The sequence below is a fragment of the Halobacillus alkaliphilus genome, from assembly GCF_900113125.1.
GTDB classification, from domain to species: domain Bacteria; phylum Bacillota; class Bacilli; order Bacillales; family Halobacillaceae; genus Halobacillus; species Halobacillus alkaliphilus.
This window is the reverse complement of record NZ_FOOG01000041.1, coordinates 13,958-35,318: the sequence shown is the minus strand read 5'-3', so window position 1 is coordinate 35,318 and position 21,361 is coordinate 13,958. Positions and strand designations below refer to the sequence as shown.

Sequence of the window (21,361 nt, the reverse complement as noted above, 5' to 3'; positions counted from 1 at the left end):
TCATGGTGCGAAAAAATTAGCATGAATGTCTCTGTTATAGTTTATTGTTGATTTTTTTAAGGCTTATTACGCAATAGGGCCGGATTGTGGAAGACTCGATTTCGAGGTAAATCGGGATCCGTTATAACATGAGGAGGGGCCTGGTGGTTAAATAACACGTCTTGTTCCATCACCGAGCCTCTCGAGACCTATGCCGTTCATCAACGGACGGAAAAATCACCATGCTTTTGATGCTCGGCTTATGCTGTTCGTGTCTTTCGGGGTGATTACACATCTTTGTAGCATGAAAATAGCAACCTATTCACATACTCTTTCTTCTCATCAAACAGCGTTGTCTTAAGTGGTTTCGGGCGTCTGCAAACGGGGGCTTTACCATAATAACAAAACGAAAGTTTAAGAGAGCGAACTTAAAAAGAGCAAGGCACCCGGCTGGGACCTTGCTCTTTTTAATGATAAATCAGCCGATGATCATCGGCTCCCGAGGGTATCGGTAATTGTCTGAAGTCACTCTTCCTCTTAAAATGAATAAGAAAGAAAAGATGCCGATCCGACCGATGAACATAAGACCAATGATAATGATTTTTCCAATGGAATGAAGATCTGAAGTAATACCCATCGATAGACCCGTCGTACCAAAAGCCGAGCACGCTTCAAACATGACTTCAAGCAGTGAAAATTGAGGCTCAAACAGGGAGAGTGAAATGATGGCCCCGGTTGTAATCATAATGGCCGTGCTGATAACAATGAACGAACGGAAAATATCCTCCTGATCAATTTCTCTATGGAAGATGCGTACATGACTTCTTCCCCGTGCATAGGCTAAAATCGCAAGCAGCGTGATCGCGAACGTAGTGGTTCGGATGCCGCCTCCCACACTGCTTGGCGAAGCGCCTATAAACATAAGTACACAGATGACCAATAACGTAGAGGGGGTAAATTCACTTACATCCATCGTAGCCAGGCCGCCGTTTCTTGTCGTTACCGATTGGAAAAAAGCATAGAAAAAAGATTCATGCCAGGATTTACCCTGGAAAAAATGAGTGCGGTCAAACAAGTAAATAAGCACGGTTCCGATAAGAACGAGCAGCCCGAAAGTTACCGAAGTAAGCTTTGTGAATAAAGAAAAGTTAAAAAAGTCTTCACTTCTTCTCGTAAGGTAATCTTTCACTTCGATCAAAACAGGGAATCCAATCGCTCCAAGTGTCAGCAGTAGGATGTTAATAAACTGCACAAAATAATCGCTTTTAAACATGACAAGCGAGGACCCCGTGATATCAAATCCGGCGTTCGTCGTTGCACTGACAGAAGCAAAAGCCCCCTGGATAAATGCTTCACTCGTGGTGGGGAAATATTGGGTGAAATAAACCCCTAGAATAAGGGCACCTATGATTTCGATAATGACGATAATTAGTAGAATCTGGCGAATCAGCTTTACCATTCCAGCGAAAGTTGTCCGGTTTTGATCCGTTTTGATAAGCTGACGTCTTTTTAAACCGATTTTTTGGCCGAGCAGCAGCCAGATAAACGTTCCAAGCGTCATAACACCGATCCCGCCAAATTGTAGAATAAACATTAATACGAAGTACCCGGGCGTATTAAAAGTGTCGGCTGTAGAAACCACGGTTAACCCTGTGACGCTGATGGCACTTACGGCAGTAAACAAACTGTCAATAAAGCTTAGATTTACACCCTCCTGATGAAGAAAAGGCAGGCTAATCAGCAGGGTAGAGAGTAAGGCTGCGGATATATAGAATAATACAATAATTTGAAAGGGAGAAAGCTTGTCAAAAAAGTGTGGAGTTTTAAATGCATGCGCCATGAATGAGTACTCCTTAAATAGAATAGATGCTAAATTGTCTGTACTTATGGATTTTATAGATATTTAAAGAACATAGCAAGGGTAACTCATGGGATAAAATGGATGACCTGAGGTGGGAATTTATGGTTGCGGGGGGGAGCGGGGGTCGTCTATGATGGGAGGAAGAGTGTTGGAGGGAGGAAGTGCGTATGGATATTCGTCATTTGCAATATTTTATTGAAGTTGCGAGATTCAGCAGTTTTACAAAAGCGGCAGATCATTTGTTCATCAGTCAGCCGACGATTAGTAAAATGATTAAGAACCTGGAAGCGGATCTGGGGGTAGAGTTATTTGAGCGTTCCCGTAAGAAAATTACCCTTACCGATGCCGGGAGGGTCATTTTAGCTCAGGCAGAAGTTATTGACAAAGCCTTCAATAATCTCCAGACGGAGCTTGACGATCTTCTCGGCCTTCAGAAAGGGCACATACGGATTGGACTTCCTCCAATTATGGATGCGGACCAGTTTATTAAAGCGCTCGGAGGATTTCACGATCAATACCCTCATATTACATTTCAGCTTCTGGAAAATGGAGCCAAAAAAATAGAGGACAATATCATTCAGGAAGAGCTGGATGTTGGAATCACGGTACTGCCTACGGAAGAAGAAAGATTTGATTATTTCTTCCTTATGAGTGAGGAGCTAAGGGTGGTTCTTCCTCCATCTCATAAGCTTTCCGGACGGAAACAGATTTATTTAAAAGAATTGGAAGAGGAATCGTTTATCCTGTTTAACAAAGATTTCGTATTGAATGACCGGATTGTATCTGCCTGTAAGGAAGCGGGTTTTCTGCCTCAAGTCGTTTCGGAGAGTTCCCAGTGGGATTTTATAGGGAAAATGATCGCCGCGAACCTTGGAATTTCGATTCTTCCAAATAGCGTCGCTCACTTATTAAAAGAAGATGTCAGAATCATAAAAGTTGTCCAGCCTGTTCTTGAATGGGACTTAGCGATTATATGGCCGAAGGATCGTTATTTAGCTTACGCCACGAAAGAATGGCTGAAGTTTACTCAGGATCGTATAGCTACACAGGCCGGGAAAGAACAGCCCCTTAATGAATAAGCGGGCTGCTTTTTTATGCCTGGATTGAATCGATGAAAACATTTACATAGATAATGTCTATCTAAATCATGATGAATAACTATTTCACTTTCTTAGAAAAGGCTCTTACACTGTATTTATACTCCTTTTTGTAGAGGCATGTCTTTACGAATAAGCGCTTATGAAGAATTTTTTACAGAGAGGAACGATAAAGCAATGGATGCCAAAAAACCAAAAGAAAGTTTAATTATCAGCACCGATCAAGTGCTTGTGAATGATTTAAATAACTATAATACGCTGTTCGGCGGCGTTTTAATGAAGAAATTAGATAATAGTGCCACGTTATCAGCGAGGCGTCATGCCCGTGTGAAAGAATGTGTAACGGCTTCAACAGACTCGATTGATTTCCTGAACCCGGTTCATCAGTCGGATTCAGTTTGCGTAGAGTCCTTTGTCTCGTACACGGGTAACCGTTCTATGGAGATTTTCTGTAAAGTAATCGCAGAAGATATGATTACGGGGAGAAGAAGAATGGCGGCAACAGCGTTTCTAACATTCGTGGCGCTGGATGAGAATAAGCAGGCGGTGCCGGTTCCGGATGTGATTCCTCAGACTGAAGAGGAGAAGTTTCTCTATGAGTCCGGTGAAGAAAGGGCTCAGACCCGAAGAGTACGCCGTAAGCACAGCAAGCAATTGACGGATATTATCGGTCTTGAAAAGCCATGGGAGAAAGGAGAATATTTATATGGTGAAAACATTAGCCAGTTTGGGTGATCTGTATGCAGCTAAAGAAGATTTTGGGGAGTTAAGAAACCAGAATCCGGAGGTATATGAACAGCTTCTTCATGTAGTAAGTCTGACCCGCCAGCTTCAAATGAAATATGGCTATATGGGCAGTCTGCTCATGGATGAAGACATTACGGTATATGAACCTGAATATATGAAGGACTCGATCCTTACCCTTTACCAAAAAGAGGTTCAAAAGCTGACCGATCATCAGGACGTGGAAGTCGTGAGACAAACGTTAACGAAGCACCGTGAGATCGGCTATCCTAAATTATTCTTACTTATCTTAGGGGCAAAGCCGGAAATGTTGAAAGGCTCGACGATTTTTAAATAACAATTTTTTAAAAGAACAGGCGCACCGGGACATTAGCCCGGTGCGCCTGTTCTTTTAAACTATGTTAAATTGGAGTGTTGACCTTAAAGAAAAGCTCCCGTTTGTTGAAGACTCAGTTACGAGATAAATGGGGCCGTTACGTTAGATGGATAAGGGTTGGTGGAGAAATAACTCGCTTTCCTGTGGGGGAACTGACGAGCCTCCTCGGTCGCTTTCACTCCCTGTGGGGTCTCGCCTAGCCCCTTCTCCACACAATATCTCGAAATCGAGTCTTCAAGTACCGGCCCTATAGGTTAATAAATCTTTTCTGAAAAAAATCAATAACAGCGTTTAAAAGAGTTTTTTAAAGCTAGTGCAAAGCTTCTTTATTACTTTGGACGATTGTCCTGAAAACGTCCAATATTTATATATTCATTTACATACAAATATGATAAGGTATTTTAAAATGAACAAAATGGAAAGTTTAGGAGTGAGAAGGAGCTTATATGAGGGAAATTATTTTAATTATGGCTGAATTGGTGAATATCTGGCACGATGTTCTCTTGGACCTCACGCAGGTACTTGGATGGGATTTGTCTGACAAAGACCTTCACTTTTGGGTAATTGGTATTTTAGGACTGATTGCGCTATTATTTGTGGATTCTATTTTTCATGCCTTATCTAAGCTAAGTATCTCAGCGATTTCGTTTTTATTCACTTTTTCTATGATTCTTGTTTTCGTATTCGCTGTAGAAATCCAGCAGAAGATTACGGGAAGAGGAAATATGGAATTCGGAGATGCAGCAGCAAGTATATTTGGGTTTCTCGTGTTTTGCGCAGTTTACTTTGTGATTCGGATGCTTTGGAGATGGATTCAGCATTCCCGCCGTAATCAAACTACTTCGTAGAAAGCTAGTAACTCAAATGCGAGACTTACTCAATACCAGGTTCTTAGGTGAAAGAGTCTATTTGAAAAATGTAAACAGTGATTGTACTGTGACGTTCATGCTTATGTGGTTATTGTCATGAAAAAATTAAGAAAAACCGCCTCGACATCGAGGCGGTTTATTTTAATTAGAACCAAAATTAACAATCATATCATGCGTTTTTTGTACTTCCTGATCAGACATAATCATCAGGTACATCCCATTAATCGTTCTACCTTCGCCACTCATTTGGTAAGAGGAAGTGTTTTGGCGGGCGCTTCTATAGTTGGAAGCAAGCCTCCTCATATCATCAAATTGCATGTTGGTGTTTACGTTATCACCGAGTACATCCAGAATATCGCCAATTTTGTTAACGACGCCAATGCTTGCACCTTTATCGATAATTCCCTGAATGACCTGACGCTGACGTTCATTACGGCCGAGGTCTCCACTCGGATCATTTTTGCGCATTCTTACAAACGCTAGTGCTTCTTCACCGTTTAAATCAATCGTTCCTTCTTTAAAGCTGTGTCCGCCAGCACTGAAAGCACGATCGTTCTCGACGGTTACGCCGTTAACCGCATTGACCAGTTGAGAAAGGCCTTCCATATTCACCTTTATATAATAATCAAGATCGATATCTAAAAAGTTCTCAACGGTATCAACGGCCATATCACTTCCGCCATAGGCGTAGGCATGGTTAATCCGGGTGGTTCGCCCGTCTCCAGCAATCTCTACTCTCGTATCACGGGGGATACTGACCATCTGCATTTGATTGTTGTTAGGATCAAGTGTCATAACGATCATGGTATCGGATCTTCCGACATCGTTCTCACGTTCATCTACACCTAGAAGTAGTATATTAATAGGTTCTTTCTTATCCACTTTTTCTTTCGTTTCATCTGTATCAATGGTAGATACATCTTCATGAAGATCATCATTGATTGTCGTTCGGACATCATTAAAAAGTTTAAAAATGAAGATACCGCCTGCGATTAGAAAGACGGCCAATACGGCGAGAAGGATTTTCCACACTCTTCTCTTTTTTCGCTTCTTTTTATAGCGTTCACTCCGACCCATACGTCCACCTCTTTTTTTAAGGAGTTCTCTTCTATTATACTTTTTTTGCAGAATTCTGTAAAAATAGTAGACAACGTTTTAATGGAGTTAGAAAAACCAGTACAATAGAAGAAGGAGAGTTCTATTAAAAGGAGTGGAGTTAGCTATGGGGATTAATATAGGAATTGACTTAGGCGGTACCAACATTCGTGTCGCGATTATAAATAAAAATGGCATGGTTGAGGAGCTTTTGCAAGAACCGACAGAAGTAGAGAAGGGACACCTTCATACTATTAAAAAAATGGTCAACATGATCCACACCATTTCTGAAGGAAAGAAACGTATCGACGGAATTGGTATTGGAGCCCCGGGGCCACTCGACCCGAAGCGTGGAGTAATTTTAGGTCCACCGAATTTACCGGGCTGGGACGAAGTTTATCTGGTGGATGAAGTCAGCCAGCATTTCTCTGCAAGCGTTTATTTAACGAACGATGCAAATGCTGCTGCTCTGGCTGAGGCCACCTACGGCAGCGGAAAAGGCTATGAAAGCGTCTATTATGTAACGGTAAGTACCGGAGTAGGCGGCGGCCTGGTGGTCAATGGACAAGTATTTCAAGGAGCTCAAGGGTTCGCAGGTGAGATCGGAAATATGATTGTTCAGCGCGGCGGTTCTCAGTACAGTAATTTAAATAAAGGGGCACTTGAAGGGTACGCGAGCGGAACGGCGATTGGAAAACAGGCCAAGGAGCTTCATGACATAGAAGGAGGGGCGGAAGCCGTATTCGATCTTGTCAGAGAAGGAAATGAAGAAGCATGGCAGATTGTCAATGACGCGGTTGATTATTTAGCTGTAGGCATTGCAAATGTGACGCACGTCGTTAATCCTGATGTGTTTGTGATCGGCGGAGGCGTGATGAACGCCGGTGATCTGGTATGGACTCCACTTAGAGAAAAAGTGAAAGGATATGTCTATGAAGAGCTGGTTCCTTATATTAATCTCCAGCCGTCTTCCTTGAGCGGAGATGCCGGCGTAATAGGAGCTTCCCTGCTTACCCGGTAATATCCAGTAAAAGGGACCTCAGGTCATCCAGAATCTGGATGACTTGAGGTCCCTTTTTTTCCCTTTCAGGGATAATTGGTATAAAGCAAGCGTACAGTAAAATAGGTTAATCTTTTGGAGGAATGAAAACGTGAAGAAGATGTTATCTATGCTGTTCGTTGCTTTCTTTATGGCGGGGTGCGCTGATGCTTCAGGGAGAGCCATCGAGGAATTCAAACCCTCTAAGGATAATGAATGGCACATTGTCGTGTTTTATGAGAATGATCCCCCTGAAGAAGCCTATCAATCATCGCTAAATGGAATTAAAGTATTTCTGGCAAGAAAAAATATTGCAGCCAAGGTTAGTTATCAAAAAATAGAGGACCAAAAAAATTATCGAAAACTCTTACAGGTAGAGCCTCAACAAATCGTTGTCTTTGATTACAAAGGGATCCGGCTGAAAGCAAGAAGCCCGGAAGTGCTTGAAGGAATGGTGCTTCAGCTTAATTAGCAGATTCACCAAAAATCCCCACCTCAGGTCATCCAAATATTGGATGACCTGAGGTGGGGATTTTTTGGTTTTATCGTTACCTGACGAAGAATTCTTCTAGGACAAGGACGCAGGCTCCTATGGCGGAAGCGTGTTCGCCAAGCTTGGATAGAACGATAGATGTTTCTTTCGCTTTATCGGTTAATCCTCTGGACTGAATTGTTTCTTCTATTCCTTTCATCAGGAAATCTCCCGCATTCGAGACCCCGCCGCCCACAATGATCCGCTTAGGATTAATGGTGTGTATTAAGTTGGTTAATCCAATACCTAAGTATCGTCCTGTTTGATTCAATAGATCAATACTGAACTCATCACCTTCACACGCAGCTTGATAGACCACCTGACCGTCTACCTTCTCAAAATCTCCATCGACCAGCTCATGTATAATCGAAGGTTTTCCGGTTTTTAATTCTTTTCGAGCCCGGTCGGCAATAGCTGGTCCGGCAGCCAGGGTTTGCAGACAGCCGTAATTACCGCATGTGCATTTTGGTCCGGATAGATCAATGGTTACGTGGCCAATTTCACCAGCTATATTGTTTTCCCCGTGAAAAAGCCTTCCCTTAATCATCATTCCTGCACCGATTCCGTTCCCGACATTCACTCCTACCATGTTGTCCGCATCGTTTCCATTACCGAACCAGTATTCCCCTAGCGTCATGGTACGCGCATCATTTTCAACTTTTACAATCATATTGAAGTCTTTTTCCAGTTCTTCTTTTATAGGAATATTTCGCAGCTGAAAAGAGGGAGCGAAAAGGGAAACACCTTCTTCAGGATCGACAATTCCGTGCATGCCCACTCCTATTCCCAGGAACTTTCCTGGATCGTTCTTTCCGGAATAAAGAAGCTCCTGAATTCCTTGTTTCATAATGGATAAGATATCTTCATTCCCTGGATAGTTACCGATGGGAAGACTGGTTACATCTTTTAAATCTCCGAACAGGTTGGTTACCACGAATTTCATATGGAAAGTTCCCACATCTATACCAAGAGTATAAAATTGGTCAGCGTTAATTTCCAGAAGTGTAGGTTTACGTCCGCCCTTAGACATTCCTTGGGTCGTCTCTATAACAAACTGTGTATTAATCAGTTCCTTCACAATGTTACTGACTGTAGGGGGAGTAAGACGGGTTTGTTTAGCGATTTCCGCCCGGGATATGGGTCCTTCTTCACGTATCATATTTAAAATGATGGATCTATTCATTGATTTCATTAATTGGAAACTGCCTCGTGTGTACTTTGTAGTCATTTCATCTCCTCCAACAATTCTTTCTTCCCCTATCATATCATAAATCTTACTAATTTAATTTATTTAACTAAGTGAAAAGATCATAAGCTTATGCATGGTAAAGTATCTCATTCCACCCATAAACTATTTTGGTAATTTTGAAAAAACTCTTTTCATTTTACGTTTATTATGCTAACTTATAACTAGTTAATTAATTTATTTTAGTAAGTTTTGAAAACGCTATCAAAAAAGGGGGAGCAAGATAATTATGAAAAGCTGGTGGAAAATGTTTCTGGTAGTAGGCCTTGTTGCTGGGGTTCTGGCTGCCTGTTCAGGCAATAGTGGAAATGGTGGAGATGAATCTTCAGGTGATGAGGGTGGAGAACCATCTGGTGAAATAACGGTTTGGGGCTGGAACGTAGCAGCTGAATCGATGGAACTTGCGGTTGATGGATTTAAAGAGCAATATCCTGATGTTGAAGTGAAGGTAGAGGATATTGGACGATTGGATGTTTATGAAAAGCTGACGGTAGGACTAGCTTCAGGAGGTAATGGGTTACCCGACGTAGTTATGGTAGAGTCAGATCGCCTGGCTAACTATTATGACCAATTCCCTGATGCACTTACTAACCTTTCAGAACTTGGTTATGATGACCATAAGGATAAGTTCGGCGAGTATAAGCAATCTGTTACTCAAAATGCGGATGGAGAATTCTTTGCTGCCCCATGGGATGTTGGACCGACAGGGGTTTTCTATCGTACAGATATCTTTGAAGAAGCAGGAGTAAATCCTGAAGATATTAAAACATGGGATGATTACATCGAAGCAGGAAAAACAATTAAAGAGAAAACAGGTACGCAGATGGTACCGATCGATATTGCAAAAGATGATGCCTTATATCGTATGATGCTGAACCAGCAGGGCGCTTATTATTATGATGAAGAAGGAAATATTGACGTAACATCAGAAGAGTCTAAAAAAGCATTTGAAGTGATTCAGCAACTTGAAAATGAAGAGCTTGTGTTGAACAATGATGGCTGGAATGGCGTAGTATCTGCAACGGTTAATGGGGAAGTAGCAACTGTTCCATTCGGTGTATGGTATTCAGGTACTATCAAAGACCAGGCCCCTGATCAAGATGGTCAATGGGGAGTCTTCCAACTGCCAGCTTTTGAAGAGGGCGGCAACCGTGCAGCTAACTTAGGCGGATCGGATCTTGTCATTCCATCTTCTACAGATAATCAAGGTGCAGCTTATGCTTTCGTAGAATATTTCACGACAGAAGTAGATCCTCAAATGAAAGCTCTTAAAGAAAAAGGGATCTTCCCGTCCTTGAACTCTGCCTATGAAGAAGAGTTCTTCAGCCAGGAGTCTGAATACTTCTCTAATCAACAGATCTATAAACTGTTCTCTGAAGAAGTGGCTGATATTCCTGTAGCTAACTATACTGCTGACTACGCTCGTGCATTTGATACAATGTCTGATACTCAAGCTTCTATCCTGCTTGATGGTACGAAAATTGAAGACGCTTTACAAAATGCGGCTGAAAAGCTGAAAAGTGAGACAGGTCGTGAAGTGACCGAGTAAACCTAATGATCTTCCTGCTTGTATGCGTATAGTAACAAATGGTCGGTCAGTCTCCTTCATATAAGGAGATTGACCGACTTTTTAGATTTTTGGGAATTAAAGCAGACTTATAAAAAACGTTGTGTTATCATTAAGTAAATTAAATTAATTAATAAAGTCATCCAGTTTTGAAAGCGCTTATATATAAGCGCGGGTACTTAAATTAAGGAGGTAGAATTCATTTGAGTCAAACCAATGCTGAACCAGCAAAATCCAATCAACCTAAGAAGCGTAAGCGCTGGATTACGCCCAAGAATGTCCCTTATTTATTCATTCTGCCGGCTGTCACCTTTTTTCTAATCTTCACGGTTTATCCTGTTATTTCTTCATTACTATTAAGTTTCCAAAAACGTGAAGGTTCCGGCTATGTATTTGCGGGTCTTGAAAACTATATACGGTTGTTTCAGGACGGACTCTTCTATAAAGCGCTTGGCAATACGTTCTTAATTCTACTAATACAAGTGCCGATTCAGTTATTTCTTGCCGTGATCATCGCTGTAGCATTAAATTCCCAACTGGTAAAAATGAAGAGCTTTTTCCGGATTGCCTTTTTCATGCCAGCCATTACAGCGCTCGTGGCTTCATCGATTATTTTCATGATTATGCTAGATGAAAACTATGGTCTGATTAACTATCTGCTTTCCTTTGTGGGCGTGGAGCCTATTGCCTGGCTGTCTGACCCATTTTGGGCGAAAGTAGCTCTTATGGTTGCGATTACCTGGCGGTGGACGGGCTATAACATGGTTATCTTCCTGGCAGGTCTTCAGAATATCCCTGGGTCCCTTTATGAAGCTGCGGAAATGGATGGAGCAAGTAAGCTGAAGCAGTTCTTTTATATAACGATCCCTCAGCTTAAACCTATCTTCTTATTTACTTTCGTACTTTCTACCATCGGTACACTGCAATTATTTGATGAACCATACATCCTTACCGAAGGCGGACCGAATAACTCCACTTTAACCATTACTTTGTACTTATATCAGAATGGTTTCAGATATTTTGACTTTGGTTATGCCTCCGCTATTGCATATGTACTCGTACTAATCATTGGTGTTCTATCCTGGGCACAAATGAAATGGGCAGGTGAAGATAAATAATGAAAAACGTCAGTCCTTTAAAAAAGACTCTATTATACTTCTTTCTATTTGTAGGGGTTATTGTTTCCGTTTTTCCATTCTATTGGATGTTTGTAGGGGCAACCAATCCATCAGGTGAAATCTTCAAAGTGCCGCCTAACTTCTTTCCAGGCACTCATGGGTGGGAAAACTTTAAGAATCTAAATGAAAATGTCGGCATTATTAGAGTAATGGGTAACTCTTTGCTGATCACACTCACTTTCACCGCTTTAGCTGCGATTATTTGTACAGCAGCCGGTTACGCTTTTGCCAAGTTTCAGTTTAAAGGAAGAAATCAGATCTTCTTTATGCTGTTAGTGGCGATTATGATTCCGTACCATGTTACGTTAATTCCTTTGTTTGAAATTTTCTCAAACGTCGGCTGGCTGAATACGTTCCAGGCTGTGATTCTGCCTCAGGCCGCTTATCCATTCGCTATTTTCCTAATGCGTCAAAATATGCAGGCCATCCCTGATTCATTACTGGAAGCTGCCCGAGTGGACGGAGCCGGAGAATTCCATATCTTTTTCCGGATTGTACTCCCGGTTATGAGACCAGCACTCGCTGCCGTCGGTATTTTCTTATTCATGTTCCAGTGGAACAACTTTATTTGGCCGCTTGTTGTGCTGCAGTCACAGGATATGTACACTTTGCCGGTAGCCTTATCCAGTCTGGTAGGAATGTCTCGTATAGACTACGGACAGGTTATGATGGGGACGACGCTCTCCACCTTGCCAATTATGATTTTCTTCTTACTACTGCAAAAACAGTTCATCTCCGGTATTCTTGGTGGATCTGTTAAGGAATAAAGAATGAATAGACAGGTGGTGTCGTTGTGTCGATTTATATTAATGAAGAAAGACAGCAATTTCATCTTACAAACGGTAAAATCAGTTACATTTTCCACGTAATGAAAAATGGGCAGTTAGGGCATCTGTATTATGGGCAGGCGTTGACGGACCGAGAGGACTTCACACACTTTCAAACCTATGAAAATACGGTTCCGTACACCACTCATACGTTCACGGATGATACTGATTTTTCATTGGAAACAGTGAAACAGGAATTTCCCCTTTACGGAAAAGGAGACTTCAGGGAACCTGCTCTTCAAATCGAGGACGAGCATCAAATCCAGGTATCTGATTTTTCCTTTCATGGGTATGAAATAGGAAAAGGGAAGCCGAAGCTGCAAGGTCTTCCCGCTTCCTTTGCCCTGGAAACGGAAGCAGATACACTGACGATCCGATTAATGGATAAGGTAACCGGAGCAGAGATTCATCTGTTCTATACCATATTTAAGAACCTGCCGATTTTAACCCGAAGTCACATGATTAAAAATGGTCAAGAATCGACAATAGAAATAAAGCGTCTGATGTCACTCACCCTGGACCTTCCGGATGCCGATTACGAGTTGATGCATCTGTCCGGAGCCTGGGCACGTGAACGTCATGTTAAAAAGCGAAAGCTGGAGCAGGGAATTCAATCGATCGCAAGTAACAGAGGAGCAAGTTCACACCTGCATAATCCGTATCTTATGTTGAAAAGACCAGCAGCCACAGAACATCAGGGAGAAGCGATCGGGCTCCAGTTTATTTACAGCGGAAATTTTCTTGCTCAGGCAGAGGTAGATCCTTTTAATCAAACCCGCTTATCCATGGGAATCCATCCGGGGTCATTTCAATGGACACTTGAAAAAGGGCAAAGCTTCCAAAGTCCTGAAGTGGTTCTGTCATTTTCAGATGAAGGATTAAATGGCATGAGCCAGGCGTTGCATAATTGGCAGCGGAGCCATCTAATCTCTCCTGGATGGATGAAGAAAGAGCGTCCGATTCTCATTAATAATTGGGAAGCTACTTATTTTGATTTTAATGAAGAAAAGCTGGATGCTTTTACGACGGAAGCTGCAAAATTAGGCATAGAACTGTTTGTTCTGGATGACGGATGGTTCGGAAAACGGGACGATGATACGAGTTCTTTAGGGGACTGGTTTGTCGATACAAGGAAATTGCCGAATGGAATAGGTGCGCTTTCACGTACGGTGAAACAGAAAGGTCTGCAGTTTGGATTATGGTTTGAACCTGAAATGATCAGTCCTAAGAGTGAATTGATGAAAGAGCGTTTGGATTGGGTGATTGGTTCACCTGGTCGTCCGCAGACTTTGGGGAGGAATCAGATGGTTCTTGATTTCTCCAATCCTGAGGTCGTCGATTATTTATACGATAGAATGAGCAGTTTAATTGAAGAAGCAGATCTGGATTATATTAAGTGGGACATGAACCGTAACATTACAGAGCCTTTCTCTCAGCACATCCGGAATCAGGGAGAATTTTATCATCGCTACATCCTTGGAGTTTACGACTTATATGAGCGTCTAACCACCCGGTATCCGAATGTATTGTTTGAATCCTGTGCAGGTGGAGGCGGCCGGTTTGATCTTGGAATGATGTACTACGCTCCGCAGGCGTGGGCAAGTGACGATACCGATGCTGCTGAACGGTTGAAAATTCAGTATGGCACTTCGCTTGGGTATTCTCTCGCCACGATCGGTTCTCACGTTTCAGCTGTTCCAAACCATCAGACGCTTCGGGAAACGCCGCTCAAGTTCAGAGGAGATGTCGCGTATTTCGGTACGTTTGGTTACGAATTAGACCCCTCTCAGCTGAGTGAAGAGGAAAAGTCTGAAGTGAAGCAGCAGATTGAATTTTTTAAAAAGGTCAGGAAATTGATCGCACAGGGCACGTTCTACCGGCTGAAAAGCCCATTTGAAGGAGAAGAAACAGCCTGGATGGCGTGCAGTGCAAATGGAAAGCAGGCGATCATTGGGTGGTACAAAGAGAATTACCGCCCCAATCCCGGCCATAACCAAACCTTGAAACTTAAAGGATTGCAGCCTGAGAAGCAATATGAAATTGAAGGGTTTACTCGTTTGTTCTACGGAGACGAATTGATGAATCGGGGCCTGCCGCTGGGCAAGGAATTTAATGGCGCCAATCCTCATCAGGCAGAACGCGGAGGAGACTACCAGTCCCGGATCTTCTTGCTGAAGGAGAACTAGGGCAGCCTTCGCTTCTACATACCAATTTAGTAATGAGGTGATCGATATGAAGGAATTAAAGCAAGCATTTCAGGAACGATTAGAAAAGGATGAACCGGTAGATTTATTTTTTGCACCGGGACGAGTAAATCTAATTGGGGAACACACCGATTATAATGGAGGGCATGTCTTCCCGTGTGCTTTAAGTGTAGGAACTTATGCAGCCGCACAAAAAAGAAAGGATACAACAGTAAGATTGTATTCCATGAACTTTCCTGACTTAGGAGTTATTGAAACAGATATAGAATACCTGAATTATAGGGATGAAGATGACTGGGCCAACTATCCGAAAGGTGTAATCGAGACTTTTCGAGCTGCCGGTTATGAGATTTCTTCCGGCATGGACATTGCTTTTTACGGGAATATTCCAAATGGAGCAGGCTTGTCTTCGTCTGCATCTATTGAGCTGGTGACGTCGGTTGTTTTAAAAGAACTATTTCAACTATCCGTTGATCCGGTGGAAATGGTCAAGCTTTCTCAACAGGCAGAGAATGAGTTTGTCGGGGTTAACTGCGGCATCATGGATCAGTTTGCCATCGGAATGGGTAAGAAAGATCATGCTATTTTATTAAACTGTGATTCTCTGGAGTATCAACATACCCCTATCGATTTGACGGATCATGCTTTAATCATAGCGAATACAAATAAACGCCGGGGATTGGCTGACTCCAAATATAATGAGCGGAGAGAACAGTGTGAAGAAGCGCTGAAGGATCTGCAGCAGGAACTATCGATTCATAGCTTAGGTGATTTAACCAAAGCAGAATTCGAAGACCATAAACATCTTATCGAAGACTCTTTAGCCCAGAAGCGGGCAAAGCATGCCGTTTACGAAAATCGCCGCACGATGGAAGCGGTGGAGAAGCTGAACGCTGGAGATATTGAAGGGTTTGGACAGTTGATGAACGAATCGCACGTCTCCTTACGTGATGATTACGAAGTAACTGGTAAAGAGCTGGATGCGCTCGTGGAAGCAGCCTGGCAGGAAGGCGCAGTCGGTTCAAGAATGACCGGCGCTGGATTTGGCGGCTGTACCATTAGTATTGTGGATCGAACCCAAGTCGAAGCTTTTATGGAAAACGTCGGCCGTAAATACTCCGAGCAGACAGGACTTGAAGCCGACTTTTATAAAGTGGAAATTGGTGATGGGGCCAAGAAAATTGAAGGAGGTTTTTAAATGACAGTACTCGTTTGTGGAGGCGCCGGTTATATTGGGAGTCACGCCGTCGCCCAATTATTGGATCGTAATGAAGAAGTAGTGGTCGTGGATAATTTGCAAAAGGGTCATCAGGCGTCCATTTTCGAAGATGCCCGTTTTTATAACGGTGATTTAAGGGATGCGGCTTTTCTAAAGCAGGTGTTTACGGAAAATGAAATCGATTCCGTGATTCATTTTGCAGCGGACTCTCTAGTGGGAGAAAGCGTGGAGGATCCCTTGAAGTATTATGACAATAATGTTTCCGGTGCGATCAGCTTGCTCAAAGCGATGGCGGAGCATGAGGTGAAAAGGATCGTATTCTCATCCACAGCAGCGGTTTACGGCGAGCCGGATCAGGTGCCGATTCAGGAGAATGACCGTACCACACCGACCAATCCTTATGGGGAAACGAAACTGGCTATTGAAAAGATGCTTCACTGGGCTGAAAAGGCTCATGGAATCAAACATGTGGTTCTCCGCTACTTTAATGTTGCGGGCGCAGATCCAGAGGGAAGAGTCGGTGAAGATCACCGTCCGGAAACGCACCTCATTCCGATCGTACTTCAGGTGGCTCAGGGCAAGCGGGATAAAATCATGATATTCGGCGATGATTATCCGACCGAAGACGGCACGTGTATCCGTGATTATATTCATGTTACGGACCTGGTAGACGCTCACCTTTTGGCAATAGAGAAGTTGAAACAAGATGAAACGAGTGCCGTGTACAATCTCGGAAATGGACAAGGATTCAGTGTGAAAGAAGTCATTGATACGGCACGACGAGTGACTCAGTGTGAGATTCCGGCTGAAGTTGCTCCAAGACGTGCAGGTGATCCGGCTCAGCTCGTGGCTTCTTCTGAAAAGGCTATGAAGGAGCTCAGCTGGAAACCTGCTCATGCGGAGCTTGATACGATGATTCAAACGGCCTGGAACTGGTTTCAGAAGCATCCGGAAGGTTATGAAAAATAAACAAAAGGGATGGTGAGCAGAGTGGCGATTTATCGCGACATCGAACAGCTTATTCAATATGGTCTCAACAAAAACATGGTTTCCGTCTGGGACGTTGATTACGTTCGGAATGCCTTGTTTCATTTATTTGAGCTGGACGGGAAGACACCTGAACCTGTTCAGCCAGAGGAGGTCCCGGAAACGCCGGTACAGGTCCTTGACCGGATGCTGGATTATGCGGTCGAGCAAGGGCTGATGGAGGATAATACGACGACGGAGAGGGATTTATTTGATCCAAAAATTATGGATCAGCTGATGCCGAAGCCTTCGGAAGTCATTCGAAACTTTTACCAAACGTTTGAAGCCAAGGGGCCGATTGCAGCCACGGATTATTTTTACCAATTATCAAAGGATAGCCACTACATCCGTACGAATCGGATTGAAAAAAATAAGCACTGGTACAGTGAAACGGAATATGGAGATCTTGAGATTACCATTAACCTCTCCAAACCCGAAAAGGATCCCAAAGCAATCGCAGCAGCACGGGCGAATAAGGGAGATGGACCTAATTATCCGAAATGCCTGCTGTGTAAAGAAAATGTCGGTTATGCGGGGCGTCTCGACCATCCTGCGCGTGATAACCACCGTGTGATTCCGATGGATCTTGAAGGGGAGCACTGGTTCCTGCAGTACTCTCCATACGTTTATTACAATGAGCACGCGATTGTCTTTTCCCGGGAGCATCGTCCGATGAGTATTACAAAAGAGAGCTTTGACCGGCTGCTTGATTTCACTGATCAGCTTCCTCATTATTTCATCGGTTCGAATGCGGATCTTCCGATTGTCGGAGGCTCGATTCTAAGCCACGATCACTTCCAGGGCGGCCATCATGAATTCCCTATGGCTCAGGCTCCGATTGAACAGGAATTTACCATTCAAGGGTTCAAGGATATTAAAGCAGGGATTGTCCGCTGGCCGATGTCGGTCATCCGCCTCCGTTCTGAGGATCGCTCACGGTTGTCTGCAGTTGCGGATCAAGTTCTTAAGTCATGGCGCGGATATACGGATGAAGAGGCAGACGTGTATGCAGAAACCGACGGGGAGCCTCATAACACGATCACGCCGATTGCGCGTTACCGGGACGGAGCGTTTGAAATGGATCTGGTGCTACGGAACAACCGGACCAGTGACGAGCATCCGATGGGAATTTTTCACCCGCACGAAAATGTCCATCATATTAAGAAGGAGAATATAGGCTTAATCGAAGTGATGGGTCTTGCCGTTTTACCCGGCCGTTTGATCGAAGAATTGGAGCAGCTGGCCGAGTATATGAAGACGGACGAGCTGGACGGGAAGGCACTCCAGGATGAACGGACAGCTAAACACGTGAGATGGGCGAAACAAATGAACATGGCAGAGAACGAGGACATTGAGGAGCGATTGAGACAGGAAGTCGGCAAGCGCTTTTCGACGGTGCTTGAACATGCTGGTGTCTTTAAACGGACGCAAGCTGGGCATGAGGCATTCACCCGGTTTATTAAACAAATTATGTAGAAGGGAGAGTGGAACATGGTTGACCTGCCGGTGATAGAGACGATTCACTTTAAAGGACTTGAAGCTGTTGCACTTGAAAATGAGCAGATCCGCTGTGTCATTCTTCCTTCTTATGGTGGGAAAATGGTCAGCTTTTTTGATAAGGAAGCAGCCTATGAATGGCTGTTTCAGACGTCGGCTTCAGAATTAACGGTACCTCCGTATGGAGCCGATTTTTCCCAATATGATTCGAGTGGGTTTGATGAAATGTTTCCAGGAATCGATCAAGGCCCTCATCCTATAGACTGGGAAGAGATTCCTGATCATGGAGAGGTATGGGCACTGCCATGGAACTGGGAAAAGACAGAGGAAGGGATTACGCTCAATGTGGAAAGTCCCAAATTTCCTTATACAATAAAAAAGATAATCGCTTTAAAAGGCTCTAGCATCGAGATCGAATATGAAGCCTGGAATAAAAGTGATGAACCTTTTCCTTTTATCTGGACGCCTCATGCTTTATGGAATTTAAATGATTCAACGAAATTGGAAGTTCCACAGGGGTTAAATGAAGTTATGAATGTTGAAAAAGGGACCCAGCATTTAGGAGAGTGGGGAACGACTCATTCGTATCCGGAAACACAGTCGCTGAAAACAGGAGAAACGCTTGATTTATCTGAACTTGAGCCGAAAGAGCATGGTACGGTAGAGAAATTTTATTTTACGGATCGTCTAAATGAGGGATGGTGTTCCATCATCCAGGAAGACATCAGCCGTAAACTTACGTATCGTTTTCCCGAAGACAAAGTCCCTTATCTCGGGATCTGGAAAACCCGGGGAGGCTATCGCGGTGAATATAATGTAGGCGTTGAACCGTGTACAGGCGTTTATGATGACGTTTATCTCGCTGAGAAAATCGGCAAGGTTTCACGGATTCCTGCGAGTGGCTCTTACACGTGGTCGCTAACATTTTCAATTGGAGGGGTATAAATGACGTACTTAGGTGTAGATTACTACCCGGAACATTGGCCAAAAGAAATGATTGATGAAGATCTTCGAGGCATAAAAGACCTCGGAGCGAACATCGTAAGGATCGGCGAATTTGCATGGCATTTAATGGAGCCGGAAGAAGGGCAGTTTGATTTTTCTTATTTCGATCATGTAATTGAAAAAGTGAAAGAGCAGGGACTGAACGTGATGTTCGGCACGCCAACGGCTACTTTTCCAGCCTGGCTTGCTCATAAAGAACCTTCTATTTTATCAGAAGATGAGAATGGACAGACCCGCGTGTTCGGAGGGCGCCGTCAATATTGCTTTAACTCCGATGTTTACCGGGAATATGCCGGAAGGATTACGCGTAAGCTGGTCGAGCACTACAGCAGCGAAGAAGCGATTATATCCTGGCAGATCGATAATGAATTTGGTCATGAAAACAGTGATATGTGCTACTGTGACCAGTGTCACCGTAAGTTCCAACAGTACCTGGCCGAAAAATATTCATCTGTTGCGGCTTTGAATGAGGAATGGGGTACGATTTTCTGGGGGCAGACGTACAATGACTTCTCAGAAATCCCTGCGCCGAAGCCGACTGTGACGACTCACAATCCGAGTCTGAAATTGGAATGGGCCCGTTTTCGTTCGTTTTCTGTGAACAGTTTTACTCATGAAATGACGGAGATCGTCAGGAAAGCAAAAGGCAGGCATCAAGATGTAACCACGAACGTTTCTGGTGGATTTTTCGATAAATGGTTTGACCATGCGGAAAATGTGAAGCCGATGGACTATGTCTCTTATGACAACTATCCGGTCTGGGGTGGATTGGAAAAACCGGTCCCGCCGGAAGCGATTGCGATGACACATGACTTTAACCGCGGTCTCAAGGATCAGAACTACTGGATTGTAGAAGAGTTGATGGGTGCGCAGGGTCATGATGTTATTGGTTATCTCCCGAGGCCGAATCAGGCAAAGATGTGGTCTTATCAGGCGTTTGCTCATGGCTGTAACAACCTGCTGTATTTCCGCTGGCGCGGTATGACTAAAGGCGCGGAGCAGTTCTGCTACGGGGTAGTGGATCATGATAATGTGTACGGGCGGAAATATAAAGAAGTCCAGTCGTTATTTACAGATATTCAGCAGTATGAGCGCGTACTGGAATCTCGAATTGAATCTAAAGCAGCGGTTTTATACGATTATGATAATATCTGGTCGTGGCGCTCGCAGATTCAAAGTAAAGATTTCGACTTTAATGAAGAGTTGTTGCGGATGTACCGCCCGTTTTATAAGCGGAATATTCCGATTGATGTAATTCCTGCCGATCGGGATTTATCGCAGTATAAGATAGTCGTGGTACCTGTGATGCAAATGATGGACGAATCGCTGGCGGAGCGTCTGCGTTCGTTTGCGGCTGACGGAGGCACCGTCCTATTCTCTTTCCGGACCGGGTTGAAGGGAAAAGACAACAATCTTAGGCTTGGTGAAGTGCTCCCAGGATTGGTGCGCGACCTTACTGGTGTACGTGTGGAAGAAATCGAATCGCTGACGAAAGAGCATGCCATTGAGCTAAAAGGTGAAGGTGATTTTGCTCAGACGAGTGGCACAGTTTCTGTGTGGAGGGATCTGCTTGTGGCTGAAACAGCGGAGGTTCTCTACCATTATGAGGATCAATTCTATGAAAACTATGCCGCAGTAACGAAGAATGAAGTCGGTAAAGGAAGCGTCTATTATATCGGCGGCGGATTAAACGAAGCTCCTCTTGATCAGATGGCAGAGCAGATTCTTGAAGAACTGCAGATTGAGTATATCGATTCTCCTGAAGATGTAGAGGTATATCGACGGAAAGTGGATGGTACTAGCTATCTATTCGTTATGAACCACAGTCCCTATGTGAAAAGCTTCGATGGTATGCAGCTGCAACCTTACGCAAGCGAAATAATAAAAAGGTAAAGAAAAGGGAATAAGTTCCACCTCAGGTCATCCAGATTCTGGATGACCTGAGGTGGAACAAAATGTAAGAAAAGCACCGGCGCTCTGTTGCGCTGGTGCTTTTCTAT

18 protein-coding genes are annotated in these 21,361 nt (G+C 43.7%); 15 read left to right on the top strand and 3 right to left on the bottom strand.

All coding sequences use genetic code 11. The features are described from left to right. Positions 1-457: 457 nt before the first annotated feature. A complete protein-coding gene (locus tag BMZ06_RS16950; RefSeq protein WP_089753825.1) occupies positions 458-1,819 on the bottom strand; it encodes a TrkH family potassium uptake protein in 1,362 nt (453 codons plus the stop codon). Between the two features lie 188 nt (positions 1,820-2,007). Here BMZ06_RS16950 and cidR point away from each other — a divergent pair, with 188 nt between their 5' ends. From cidR to BMZ06_RS16930, 4 genes are all read left to right on the top strand, one after another. Then, entirely contained in the window at positions 2,008-2,919 is a 912-nt protein-coding gene (cidR, locus tag BMZ06_RS16945; protein ID WP_089753823.1) for a cidABC operon transcriptional activator CidR, read from the top strand. Between the two features lie 195 nt (positions 2,920-3,114). Next, on the top strand, positions 3,115-3,672 hold the full coding sequence (locus BMZ06_RS16940) for an acyl-CoA thioesterase (RefSeq protein WP_014644769.1): 558 nt from the start codon (positions 3,115-3,117) through the stop codon (positions 3,670-3,672). After that, the gene (locus BMZ06_RS16935; protein WP_089753820.1) at positions 3,644-4,018 is read left to right on the top strand and encodes a hypothetical protein; all 375 of its coding nucleotides are present in this window, start codon (positions 3,644-3,646) and stop codon (positions 4,016-4,018) included. The genes BMZ06_RS16940 and BMZ06_RS16935 overlap by 29 nt, the downstream gene beginning before the upstream one ends. Positions 4,019-4,503: 485 nt before the next feature. Continuing rightward, complete coding sequence (locus BMZ06_RS16930; protein WP_089753818.1) at positions 4,504-4,905, top strand: hypothetical protein; 402 nt, start codon at positions 4,504-4,506, stop codon at positions 4,903-4,905. Between the two features lie 162 nt (positions 4,906-5,067). Here BMZ06_RS16930 and BMZ06_RS16925 read toward each other — a convergent pair whose 3' ends face one another. After that, complete coding sequence (locus tag BMZ06_RS16925; RefSeq protein WP_089753816.1) at positions 5,068-6,003, bottom strand: LCP family glycopolymer transferase; 936 nt, start codon at positions 6,001-6,003, stop codon at positions 5,068-5,070. A 145-nt stretch (positions 6,004-6,148) separates the two neighbouring features. On the opposite strand from BMZ06_RS16925, the gene BMZ06_RS16920 reads away from it, so the two are divergent. Together BMZ06_RS16920 and BMZ06_RS16915 are read left to right on the top strand one after the other, a co-directional pair. Beyond that, positions 6,149-7,042 (top strand): ROK family protein, encoded by an 894-nt coding sequence (locus BMZ06_RS16920; protein ID WP_089753814.1) that lies wholly within the window; start codon positions 6,149-6,151, stop codon positions 7,040-7,042. A gap of 139 nt (positions 7,043-7,181) precedes the next feature. Continuing rightward, positions 7,182-7,532 carry a hypothetical protein gene (locus tag BMZ06_RS16915; RefSeq protein ID WP_245756037.1) on the top strand — a complete coding sequence of 117 codons (351 nt, stop codon included), beginning with the start codon at positions 7,182-7,184 and terminating at the stop codon, positions 7,530-7,532. A gap of 76 nt (positions 7,533-7,608) precedes the next feature. On the opposite strand, the gene BMZ06_RS16910 is transcribed toward BMZ06_RS16915, so the two are convergent. Further along, positions 7,609-8,820, bottom strand: coding sequence for an ROK family transcriptional regulator (locus BMZ06_RS16910; RefSeq protein ID WP_089753829.1), 1,212 nt, complete (start codon positions 8,818-8,820; stop codon positions 7,609-7,611). 247 nt (positions 8,821-9,067) lie between these two features. Between BMZ06_RS16910 and BMZ06_RS16905 the strand changes: the two genes are divergently transcribed. From BMZ06_RS16905 to BMZ06_RS16865, 9 genes are all read left to right on the top strand, one after another. Continuing rightward, positions 9,068-10,387, top strand: a complete 1,320-nt coding sequence (locus BMZ06_RS16905; protein WP_089753811.1) for an ABC transporter substrate-binding protein — start codon at positions 9,068-9,070, stop codon at positions 10,385-10,387. Positions 10,388-10,608: 221 nt separating this feature from the next. Beyond that, positions 10,609-11,523, top strand: coding sequence for a carbohydrate ABC transporter permease (locus BMZ06_RS16900; RefSeq protein WP_245756036.1), 915 nt, complete (start codon positions 10,609-10,611; stop codon positions 11,521-11,523). Further along, positions 11,523-12,350: a carbohydrate ABC transporter permease gene (locus BMZ06_RS16895; protein WP_089753808.1), complete on the top strand. Its 828-nt coding sequence runs from the start codon at positions 11,523-11,525 to the stop codon at positions 12,348-12,350. The genes BMZ06_RS16900 and BMZ06_RS16895 overlap by 1 nt, the downstream gene beginning before the upstream one ends. 26 nt (positions 12,351-12,376) lie before the next feature. Beyond that, positions 12,377-14,596, top strand: a complete 2,220-nt coding sequence (locus BMZ06_RS16890; RefSeq protein ID WP_089753806.1) for an alpha-galactosidase — start codon at positions 12,377-12,379, stop codon at positions 14,594-14,596. A 46-nt stretch (positions 14,597-14,642) separates the two neighbouring features. Continuing rightward, positions 14,643-15,812 carry a galactokinase gene (locus BMZ06_RS16885; protein ID WP_089753804.1) on the top strand — a complete coding sequence of 390 codons (1,170 nt, stop codon included), beginning with the start codon at positions 14,643-14,645 and terminating at the stop codon, positions 15,810-15,812. Continuing rightward, positions 15,813-16,802: a UDP-glucose 4-epimerase GalE gene (gene galE / locus BMZ06_RS16880; RefSeq protein WP_089753802.1), complete on the top strand. Its 990-nt coding sequence runs from the start codon at positions 15,813-15,815 to the stop codon at positions 16,800-16,802. A gap of 21 nt (positions 16,803-16,823) precedes the next feature. Beyond that, entirely contained in the window at positions 16,824-18,335 is a 1,512-nt protein-coding gene (gene galT / locus BMZ06_RS16875) for a UDP-glucose--hexose-1-phosphate uridylyltransferase (protein ID WP_217646829.1), read from the top strand. Positions 18,336-18,350: 15 nt separating this feature from the next. Then, the gene (locus BMZ06_RS16870; RefSeq protein ID WP_089753798.1) at positions 18,351-19,301 is read left to right on the top strand and encodes an aldose epimerase family protein; all 951 of its coding nucleotides are present in this window, start codon (positions 18,351-18,353) and stop codon (positions 19,299-19,301) included. Beyond that, positions 19,302-21,254, top strand: coding sequence for a beta-galactosidase (locus BMZ06_RS16865; RefSeq protein ID WP_089753795.1), 1,953 nt, complete (start codon positions 19,302-19,304; stop codon positions 21,252-21,254). Positions 21,255-21,361: the final 107 nt, after the last annotated feature.